This is a genomic window from Thiocapsa marina 5811, assembly GCF_000223985.1.
Taxonomy (GTDB): Bacteria; Pseudomonadota; Gammaproteobacteria; order Chromatiales; family Chromatiaceae; genus Thiocapsa; species Thiocapsa marina.
Window position 1 is genome coordinate 61,134 of sequence record NZ_AFWV01000002.1, and the last position, 8,867, is coordinate 70,000.

10 protein-coding genes are annotated in these 8,867 nt (G+C 64.2%); 7 read left to right on the forward strand and 3 right to left on the reverse strand.

Annotated elements, in window-relative coordinates; all coding sequences use genetic code 11:
* Positions 1 to 497: 497 nt before the first annotated feature.
* From hemL to thiD, 3 genes are read right to left on the reverse strand one after another with little or no spacing between them, the layout of a single operon-like run.
* Positions 498 to 1,781 carry a glutamate-1-semialdehyde 2,1-aminomutase gene (gene hemL, locus THIMADRAFT_RS02720; RefSeq protein WP_007191428.1) on the reverse strand — a complete coding sequence of 428 codons (1,284 nt, stop codon included), beginning with the start codon at positions 1,779 to 1,781 and terminating at the stop codon, positions 498 to 500.
* Complete coding sequence (thiE, locus tag THIMADRAFT_RS02725) at positions 1,778 to 2,413, reverse strand: thiamine phosphate synthase (RefSeq protein ID WP_007191429.1); 636 nt, start codon at positions 2,411 to 2,413, stop codon at positions 1,778 to 1,780. The genes hemL and thiE overlap by 4 nt, the downstream gene beginning before the upstream one ends.
* Positions 2,410 to 3,201, reverse strand: coding sequence for a bifunctional hydroxymethylpyrimidine kinase/phosphomethylpyrimidine kinase (gene thiD, locus THIMADRAFT_RS02730; protein ID WP_007191430.1), 792 nt, complete (start codon positions 3,199 to 3,201; stop codon positions 2,410 to 2,412). The genes thiE and thiD overlap by 4 nt, the downstream gene beginning before the upstream one ends.
* 222 nt (positions 3,202 to 3,423) lie before the next feature.
* On the opposite strand from thiD, the gene THIMADRAFT_RS02735 reads away from it, so the two are divergent.
* The 7 genes from THIMADRAFT_RS02735 (at position 3,424) to tyrS (ending at position 8,819) form a co-directional block, all read left to right on the forward strand.
* Positions 3,424 to 3,588, forward strand: coding sequence for a rubredoxin (locus THIMADRAFT_RS02735; protein ID WP_007191431.1), 165 nt, complete (start codon positions 3,424 to 3,426; stop codon positions 3,586 to 3,588).
* On the forward strand, positions 3,588 to 4,217 hold the full coding sequence (locus THIMADRAFT_RS02740; protein ID WP_007191432.1) for a DUF5063 domain-containing protein: 630 nt from the start codon (positions 3,588 to 3,590) through the stop codon (positions 4,215 to 4,217). Before THIMADRAFT_RS02735 ends, THIMADRAFT_RS02740 begins: the two co-directional genes overlap by 1 nt.
* 81 nt (positions 4,218 to 4,298) lie before the next feature.
* A complete protein-coding gene (locus tag THIMADRAFT_RS02745; protein ID WP_007191433.1) occupies positions 4,299 to 4,673 on the forward strand; it encodes a HesB/IscA family protein in 375 nt (124 codons plus the stop codon).
* A 110-nt stretch (positions 4,674 to 4,783) separates the two neighbouring features.
* On the forward strand, positions 4,784 to 5,815 hold the full coding sequence (gene argC / locus THIMADRAFT_RS02750; RefSeq protein ID WP_007191434.1) for an N-acetyl-gamma-glutamyl-phosphate reductase: 1,032 nt from the start codon (positions 4,784 to 4,786) through the stop codon (positions 5,813 to 5,815).
* 104 nt (positions 5,816 to 5,919) lie between these two features.
* Entirely contained in the window at positions 5,920 to 6,654 is a 735-nt protein-coding gene (locus THIMADRAFT_RS02755) for a DUF6776 family protein (protein ID WP_007191435.1), read from the forward strand.
* 135 nt (positions 6,655 to 6,789) lie between these two features.
* Positions 6,790 to 7,140 carry an iron-sulfur cluster insertion protein ErpA gene (erpA, locus tag THIMADRAFT_RS02760; protein WP_007191436.1) on the forward strand — a complete coding sequence of 117 codons (351 nt, stop codon included), beginning with the start codon at positions 6,790 to 6,792 and terminating at the stop codon, positions 7,138 to 7,140.
* A gap of 476 nt (positions 7,141 to 7,616) precedes the next feature.
* Positions 7,617 to 8,819, forward strand: a complete 1,203-nt coding sequence (tyrS, locus tag THIMADRAFT_RS02765) for a tyrosine--tRNA ligase (protein ID WP_007191438.1) — start codon at positions 7,617 to 7,619, stop codon at positions 8,817 to 8,819.
* The last annotated feature ends 48 nt before the right edge of the window (positions 8,820 to 8,867 follow it).

Genomic DNA, 8,867 nt, shown 5'->3' on the forward strand with positions numbered 1-8,867 from the left:
GTCGCTACGGCCGTAGCGACGAATGATGCCGAACGTTGTGTGGCGTGGGGATGTCGATGAATGGGCTGCGAGCCCGTAGGGTGCGGTGAGCGCAGCGAACCGCACCGATGTCCGGACCGGTCGTCGCATGGTGCGGTTCGTCCCTCACCGCACCCTACATCGCTGCGCCCCGTGTCGTTATGGGCGCAGCGACGAAGGATGCCTTATCTCACGTGGCTTGGGGACGTCGTTGAATTGGCTGCGAGCCAGGCTGCTGAGTCGCGGATGGCGGATGTGAAGGGATGAGCGAGCGGTCCTTTGGATCCCCCAATGAATGAGGATAACGAGGTGTCGGGGTGAGGAGGTACGTCGGGATGCTTCGATCAATCAACGAGCACGACATGCTGAGCTTGCTTCAAAAGCCGTTTTATGAACTCCAAACCGCGCCGGCACCGGCGCTCGTGGATCGCACGAGGCCGAGCCGAGCCAACACCGGCGCATGTCGCGCCGGGCGCGGTTTAGCGGGCGATGAGTGCAAAACTCTGCTCGGCCGCATCCAGCGTCGCCTGGATCTCGGTCTCGCCATGTGCCATCGAGACGAATCCGGCCTCGAAGGCCGAAGGCGCCAAATAGACCCCGCGCTCGAGCATGGCGTGGAAGAAGGTCTTGAACTGGTCCTGATTGCAGGTCGTCGCCTGGGCGTAATTCGTGACCTTCTCGCCGGTGAAGAAGAGCCCGAACATGCCGCCGGCCTGATTGGTGCTGAAGGGGATCCCCGCGGCATCGGCGCGTGCCTGCAGGCCGGCAAGGAGCTTTGCGGTGGTCGCGCTCAGGCGCTCGTAGAAGCCGGGCTCGCTGAGCAGCTCCAGCGTCTTCAAACCGGCCGCCATCGCGATCGGGTTGCCCGAGAGCGTGCCGGCTTGATAGACGGGGCCTAGCGGGGAGATGCGGGACATGATCTCGCGCTTGCCGCCGAAGGCGCCGACCGGCATGCCGCCACCGATGACCTTGCCGAGCGCGGTGAGGTCCGGTGTGACGCCGAACAGCTCCTGTGCACCGCCGCGCGAGACGCGAAAGCCCGTCATGACCTCGTCGAAGATGAGCACCGCGCCGTATTGGTCGCAGATCTCGCGCAGACCTTCGAGGAATCCCGGCACGGGCGGGATGCAGTTCATGTTGCCGGCAACGGCTTCGACGATGATGCAGGCGATCTCGTTGCCGATCTCGGCGAAGGTCTCGCGCACCTGCTCCAGATCGTTGTAGGCCAGCGTGATGGTCAGCTCGGCCAGGGCCGCCGGTACGCCGGGTGAGCTGGGCTCGCCGAGTGTCAGTGCGCCCGAGCCGGCCTTCACCAGCAGCGAGTCGACATGGCCGTGGTAGCAGCCCTCGAACTTGATCACCTTGTCGCGACCCGTGTAGCCGCGGGCCAGACGCAGTGCGCTCATGGTCGCCTCGGTGCCGGAGCTGACCATGCGCACCATGTCCATGCTCGGGACCAGCTCGCAGACACGGTCGGCCATGGTCGTCTCCAGCTCGGTCGGGGCGCCGAAGGAGAGGCCCTTCTGGATGCGCTCCTGCACGGCCGCGATGACCTGCGGATGGGCGTGCCCGAGGATCATCGGGCCCCAGGAGCCGACATAGTCGACATAGCGCTTGCCGTCGGCGTCGATCGCATAAGCGCCGGAGGCGCTGTCGAAGAAGACCGGATCGCCGCCGACGCCGCGAAATGCGCGCACCGGCGAGTTCACACCGCCGGGGATATGGCGCTGCGCGGCTTGGAAGAGATCATGGGATCGGCTCATCGGGGGTCTCCGTCGACAAAAAGTGAGGCATAGGCGCGGGCCGCGGCGGCGAGGTCCGGCTGCGCGAAGACACCGGTCACGACCGCCAGCATCCGGGCGCCCGCCGCGATCAATAGCCCGCCATTTTGTGGCGTGATCCCGCCGATCGCAACCGCGGGAATTCGCAGGCTGTCGCGGGCGGCGCTCAGGAGCTCCGGGGAGGCGCGGACGGCATGCGGTTTGGTGGCCGAGGGGAAGAAGCTCCCGAAGGCGACGTAGCTCGCTCCTGCGCGCTCGGCGGCCCGCGCGAGGGTCAGGTCGTCGTAGCAGGAGACGCCGATGACGGCGTTCGCGCCGAGTCGTCGACGGGCCGCCATCGGGTCGCCGTCGTCGCGGCCGAGGTGCACCCCGTCGGCGCCGATCTCCGCGGCGAGTGCGACATCGTCGTTGACGATGAAGGGTACCCGGGCGATCCGGCAAACGCCGAGTAGGGCGGTGGCCTGGTCACGTCGAAGCTGCCGATCCGGGCCCTTGTGGCGATATTGGACGAGCCCGGCCCCGCCCGAGATCGCTTGTGCGACCTGCTCGGCGAGGACGTCGGGTGCGTCTGCGGTATCCGGGGTGATCAGATAGAGTCCGTCGAGGTGTGTCATCGGTCGAGTGCGTAAAGGCGATTCGGTGTCAGCTGGCAGCGGCCGGTCCGGAGTGCCCGATCGAGGCTCTCCCAGGTATAGGCTTGCGCTTCGGCGACGGCCTCCGGCATCGCCGCCCCGAGCGCGAGGCGGGCGGCGATCGCGCTCGCCAGCGTGCAGCCCGAGCCGTGATACTCCCCTGCCAAGCGCGGCCAGTCCAGACGCTGTTGAAGCCCTTCGGTGTTGAAGAGCCAGTTGGTGACCTCGGCCGTGTCGTCGTGTGTGCCCGTGATCAGGACCCATCGTGCGCCGAGCGAAAGCAGGCGCGTCGCGCACTCGCTCGGACCGAGTGCGCCCGTCAAGGTTTGCGCCTCGGGCAGATTCGGCGTGACGAGCGTGCTGCGAGCGATCAGGTTCCCGCGCAAGCGATCCAGCATGGCGGCGTCCGCGACGCGTTGTCCGGCCCCGGTGCCCAGGACGGGGTCGAGGACGACCGGAAGGTCGGGGTTTTCGTCGATCAACGTGCCGAGTCGGTCGATCAACGGGGCGCTTCCGATCATCCCGATCTTGAGCGCGCCTGGGACGCAGTCGCGCAAGAGGGCTCGGCACTGCCCCTCGACATGCGCGGGGGCTTGCGGGTAGATGCGCGAGAGCCCGCAGGTATTCTGCTCGGTCAGCGCGCTGATCACGGTGACCGGGAAGGCGCCGGCGGCCCTGACGGCCTCTGCGTCGGCAAGGATGCCGGCGCCTCCGCTCGGGTCATGGCCGCCGACGCAGAGGACGACGGGTCGCTCGTTGAGCGTGCTCATGGGGAGTCTCTTTCTGTGGCAGGCGCTGCGTGACCGGCTAGGCCGCTCTCGGCGCCGCGGAGTGCCTGATTTGTTGCGGAAGTCCGAAAACGATTTGCCCGAGCTGCGTTGAAATCCGATCCGACCCGCCCGACCATTGAAGCCCATTAAACCCCGATGCGATCATGGATGTCATCCCGACACGACCTTGCGCCGGGGGCCGAACCGCGACGGAGCGACTCGATGAAGACCTATATGTGCGTGATTTGCGGCTTGATCTACGACGAGGCCGAAGGTTGGCCGGACGATGATATCCCGCCCGGGACGCGTTGGGAGGATGTGCCGCTCAATTGGAAGTGTCCCGAGTGCGGCGCCGGGAAGGACGATTTCGAGATGGTCGAGGTCTGATGTACCGCGAGTTTGAGGATCCCGCGAGGCCGAGCAGCGGATCGGCGGCCGCATCCGAACGGCTGCAACGGCTCGGTCGTTCCCGCGCACAGCCGATTTTCTCGTCTACACTCCTTGGCATGGACGCGATCGCGGCACAACAGCTGAGCGGACTCGAGGGCCTGGAGGTTGCCGGGCTGGCGAGGCGCTATTGCGACCTCATCGAGGGGTCGGCGGAAGAGGGTCGTCGGCGCTGGCTGGGGGACGTCGCGAGCCTCCTGCCGCGTCTCCAAGCGGCAATCTCTTCGGTGTCGACCCCGGTCTCGGAGGTTGTCCCCATGAGCGCCCTGGATCTCGATGCGCGCTTCGAGCTGTTCTGGCAGCTACGGCGGCTGCTCGCCGATCGCGACGGCTACTGGTTGGAGTTCGATCGTGCCAGCGAGGGCGTCGAGGGGATGACCGGAAGCCTGGCCGACGATCTCACCGACATCTATTGCGAGCTGAAATCCGGACTCGGGCTCTATGCCCGTCAACCCGAGTGCGCACTGAGGGGCTGGGCCTACGGTTTCGATCGCCACTGGGGCCGGCATCTCGTCGATGCCGAGCGGCATCTTGTCTTTCTCGCTGCCCAGGGCCGGCTCGAGCTTTGACCCTCAAATTTGCGGTAGTATAATACTCGGCTTTTCTGCTAACCTTTCGCGTCAAATCGATTTGTCAAGAGGCCAAGTCCTATGTCCGCGGTATTGAACGAGATGGAGCTGACGCTGACTGCGCCGGCTCAAGCAAAGATGGCCGATCTGTTCGAGCAAGTCGACGACAACGTGCAGGGTGTGCGTGTGTTCGCGACGCCCGGTGGCTGCAGCGGTATCAGCTTCGGGATGACCTTTACAGATGCCATCAACGACGACGATGGGGTGTTGGCCTTCGACGGCTTCAAGGTCGTGGTCGACGACGGAACGCTGCCCTATCTGCGCGGCGTCGAAATCGATTTCGTCGATCAAGGCGACGGCAATGCCACCTTCGTCTTCAATAATCTACCCCAGCTCGGCGGCGGCGGTTGTGGTTCTTGCGGGTCTTCGTCGGCCTCGGGCGGCGGCTGTTCCTGATCTCCCGAAGCCTTGCGTCGCCTCGCATCGAGAAGCGGCTTATGCCGCTTTTTTCGTTGAGGCGATAAAGAATTGCGTTCTGCTGTAGGCACCTTTGGAGTCAAGTCGTCATGGTGAGGGTCGGAATCGTCGGCGGGACGGGTTATACGGGCGCGGAGCTGTTGCGGATCCTGGCACGGCATCCCGCCGCTGAGCTGGCGGTCATTACCTCGCGGAGCGAGGCGGGTGTCCCCGTTGCGGAGATGTTTCCCCATTTGCGGGGTCGGCTGGATCTCGCGTTCACTGCTCCCGACGAGGGCGCGCTGGCTGAATGCGATCTCGTTTTTTTTGCTACGCCCAACGGAACGGCCATGAAGGCGGTGCCGGATCTACTCCCGCGCGGCGTGCGCGTGGTCGATCTGGCCGCCGACTTTCGTCTGAAGGATCCGGATCTCTGGGAGACCTGGTACGGCATGCCTCATGCCTGTCCCGAACTCTTGTCCGAGGCGGTCTACGGGTTGCCGGAGATCAACCGGGATGCCGTGCGCGGCGCGAGACTGGTGGCGAATCCGGGTTGCTATCCGACGGCGGTGACGCTCGGATTTCTGCCTCTGCTGGCCGCCGGGGTGGTTGATCCGGGCTGGTTGATTGCGGATGCAAAGTCCGGCGTCAGCGGTGCCGGGCGCAAGGCGTCGACGGGTTTGTTGATGGCTGAGGTCGGCGAAAGCTTCAAGGCATATTCCGTCGGCGGGCATCGGCATGCTCCCGAGATTCGCCAGACTCTCGAGCGCTTCTCCGGCGCCGCTCTGAATCTGACCTTTGTTCCGCATCTCGTCCCGATGATCCGCGGGATCGAGGCCACGCTCTATGCGCGCTTGATCCGATCCGACGTCGATCTGGACGACTTATTCTCGACCTATTACGCGGACGAGCCTTTTGTCGATCCGATGCCGGGCGGAGCGCATCCTGATACCCGCTCGGTGCGTGGCGCAAATCTCTGCCGGATGGCGGCGACGCGCCAAGGCGGTTCCGGGGTCGTCGTTGTCCAGTCGGTTATCGACAACCTGGTGAAGGGCGCGGCGGGACAGGCGGTGCAAAACATGAATTTGATGTTCGGCATCGAAGAGTCCGCCGGGCTGGACGCATTGGCTTTACTTCCCTAAGAGCCGGGCCTGGCACGGACCGATGGACTCGGCTGAGTCGATGCGTAAGCGCTTCATGGCCCGGATCGCCGGCTCGGGTTCTCGTCGACCCGGTGGCTGAGTCATTGAAACGCGTCTCCTATCGGCTGCTGGCGGGCGGTGTCTATGCCGTTGTGTTGGCCGCGGCGTTCTGGGCGGGATTCGAGCTCGGCCAGGACCGTGTGACGTCGCTCATGCAACCGGATTTGGCTGCTCTCGAGGCGGAGCGCCTTGACCTGGCTGCGCAGCGGGATGCATTGCGGGGCGAGTTGGCCGCCGCACTTCGCGAACAGGTCATTTCCGAGCGCAGCCGTCAGATCGACCGGGAGACGGCGCGTGCGCTCACCGAGCAACTCAAGGAAGCGCAAGACGCTCGACTGGATTTGAGTCGGGAGCTCTCGTATCTGAAACGATTGGTCCAGGACGGAAACCGCGGCGCAATAAGGGTTCAGGACCTGCGCATCGTCGCCGAAGAGGTCCCCGCGGCATTTCGCTATACCTTCACGCTGACCCAAGTGGTGCCGGGTTTCGCGGAGTCTACCGGTCATATTCGGTTCGAGCTTGAAGGGCGGAATCCAAGCGGTGTCCTAACGCTGTCGCTCGAGGATCTCCCGAGCGCCGAGCCGCAAACCCTGCCGATCGCGCTGGAATACCTTCAAAGCTTATCCGGATCCTTCACGCTACCCGAAGATTTCGTGCCCTCCGCTGTTCTGATCGGGATCGAGCCGTCCGACGACCGCTTGATACCCACCTCGGAATCCTTTCCGTGGGCCCCGACAACGGAGGCGCCGATCGGGTTGCTCCCGGCTGCGTTGCCTTGAGTTGCCTGATACGACATCATCTTCAAGGCGCCGAATCGCTGGCTCTCCCCCGCCGTCGGACCTACGCGCTTGAAAAAACCAACGAAGAGCATAGGATAAACACACTGAAATCCTTAACCCGAGAAACGACCTGACATGACGACCGAAGCTGCCGCTGATCAACCGCTGGTTTTCACCAATTCCGCCGCCTCCAAGGTGGCCCAATTGATCTCCGAGGAGGGTAATCCGTCCTTGATGCTGCGCGTCTACATCCAGGGAGGGGGATGCTCTGGTTTCCAGTACGGCTTTACTTTCGACGAGGAGGTCCAGGACGGCGACACGGAGGTCGTGACCGATGGCGTGACCCTGCTTGTCGACCCGATGAGTCTTCAGTATCTGATGGGTTCTGAAATCGACTACACCGAGGGTCTGCAAGGTGCTCAGTTCGTGATCCGCAACCCCAACGCGACCACGACCTGCGGCTGCGGCTCGTCCTTCTCGACCTGATTCTGCCCCGAGCGGGTCGCCTCCCCCTGCGAGGTTGCAGATCCCTCCGGCTCGGTCGGCGCACTCGTGGAGGGCTTCGGCGGAATCGGGAGCGGGATAATGCGGCTATCGGGCGACTCGGCGGCGCCGCTCTCGGCCGGCCGGGTCGAGAACCACTGCCAGCCGGCATATCCCAAGAGTCCGAGCGCAAGAAGGGCCAAAAATCCTGCGATGACCCTGAGCGTCTTGTTACGTGCCTTGCGTCTCGGCCATTCAGTTTGTCTAAATTTGTAGTCTCGCATCATCACTCGATCACAAGGCGCGGAAAAGTCGAAGTTTTCCAGGTACCTAACAGTGTAGACCCAAAAGAGGCCGACCGACAAGCCGTGCCCCGGCCCGGCTGAGCGGCAGGTGGCCGGCGACTTGTGGGCATCTTGTCTCCGTCGTAACCTCGTCCGCTTTTAGCCGAAGCCCAACGGGTTGGACGACCGAACACCATGGAGTCACTCGAACGCACGCTCGCGCTCATCAAGCGCGGGACCGATGAAATCCTCCTAGAAGATGCACTTCGCCGGAAGTTGGCCCTGGGGCGTCCGCTGCGGATCAAGGCGGGATTCGACCCGACGGCCCCCGACCTTCATCTCGGGCATACGGTGCTGCTCAACAAGCTGCGGCAGTTCCAGGATCTCGGGCATGAGATCCTCTTCCTCATCGGTGATTTCACCGGGATGATCGGCGATCCCACCGGAAAGAGCGCGACACGCAAGCCGCTTTCGCGCGAGCAGATCCAAGACAACGCCAGGACCTACCAAGACCAGGTCTTCCGGATCCTCGATCCGGAACGCACGCGGGTGGTCTTCAATTCATCATGGCTCGAAGGGCTCGGAGCGGCCGGCTTGGTTCAGCTGGCAGCCCGGCATACCGTGGCTCGGATGCTCGAGCGCGACGATTTCGCCAAGCGTTATAAGGGCGGGCAGCCGATCGCGATCCATGAGTTTCTCTATCCGCTGATCCAGGGCTACGACTCCGTCGCGCTGCAGGCGGATGTCGAGTTAGGAGGCACCGATCAGAAGTTCAACCTCTTGGTCGGGCGCCAACTTCAGGAGACTTACGGCCAGGAGCCGCAGGTGGTCATCACGGTGCCGATCCTCGAAGGGTTGGACGGCATCCAGAAGATGTCGAAGTCTTTGGGTAACTACATCGGGATCACGGACGCGCCCGAGGACATGTTCGGCAAGATCATGTCGGTGTCGGACGACCTCATGTGGCGCTATTTCGAGCTTCTCAGTACTCGGGATCTCGCCGAGATTCAGGCCTGGCGAGATGCGGTGCGCGAAGGGGCCAATCCGCGCGACATCAAGTTCGAGCTCGGGCTGGAGCTGGTCGCCCGCTTCCATGGGGCCGAGTGTGCTCGACAAGCGCTCGAAGGGTTCGTGGCGCGTTTTCAACGTGGCGCGATACCCGAGGATGTCCCCGAGGTAGACGTGTCGGCGGGCGACGGCGGCGTGCTGCCGATCGCCAATCTGCTGAAGGCTGCGGGTCTGGTCAACAGTACGTCCGAGGCGATCCGCCTGATCGGGCAGGGCGCCGTGCGCATCGACGGCGAGCGAATAGAAGACGCGCGTCGGCCTTGCGCCGCCGGCAGCCAGCACGTTTATCAGGTCGGCAAGCGGCGGATCGCGCGCGTGCGGGTCTCCTGAAGTACGCCGGGAGCGCATCCGCGGTCCGCCTGGCCCCGGCGGACGCGT

What these genes read in the sequence shown, in the direction of transcription:
- hemL (WP_007191428.1), bottom strand. Translation starts at nt 1,781, where the DNA reads ATGAGCCGATCCCATGATCTCTTCCAAGCCGCGCAGCGCCATATCCCC.
- thiE (WP_007191429.1), bottom strand. Translation starts at nt 2,413, where the DNA reads ATGACACACCTCGACGGACTCTATCTGATCACCCCGGATACCGCAGAC.
- thiD (WP_007191430.1), bottom strand. Translation starts at nt 3,201, where the DNA reads ATGAGCACGCTCAACGAGCGACCCGTCGTCCTCTGCGTCGGCGGCCAT.
- THIMADRAFT_RS02735 (WP_007191431.1), top strand. Translation starts at nt 3,424, where the DNA reads ATGAAGACCTATATGTGCGTGATTTGCGGCTTGATCTACGACGAGGCC.
- THIMADRAFT_RS02740 (WP_007191432.1), top strand. Translation starts at nt 3,588, where the DNA reads ATGTACCGCGAGTTTGAGGATCCCGCGAGGCCGAGCAGCGGATCGGCG.
- THIMADRAFT_RS02745 (WP_007191433.1), top strand. Translation starts at nt 4,299, where the DNA reads ATGTCCGCGGTATTGAACGAGATGGAGCTGACGCTGACTGCGCCGGCT.
- argC (WP_007191434.1), top strand. Translation starts at nt 4,784, where the DNA reads ATGGTGAGGGTCGGAATCGTCGGCGGGACGGGTTATACGGGCGCGGAG.
- erpA (WP_007191436.1), top strand. Translation starts at nt 6,790, where the DNA reads ATGACGACCGAAGCTGCCGCTGATCAACCGCTGGTTTTCACCAATTCC.
- tyrS (WP_007191438.1), top strand. Translation starts at nt 7,617, where the DNA reads ATGGAGTCACTCGAACGCACGCTCGCGCTCATCAAGCGCGGGACCGAT.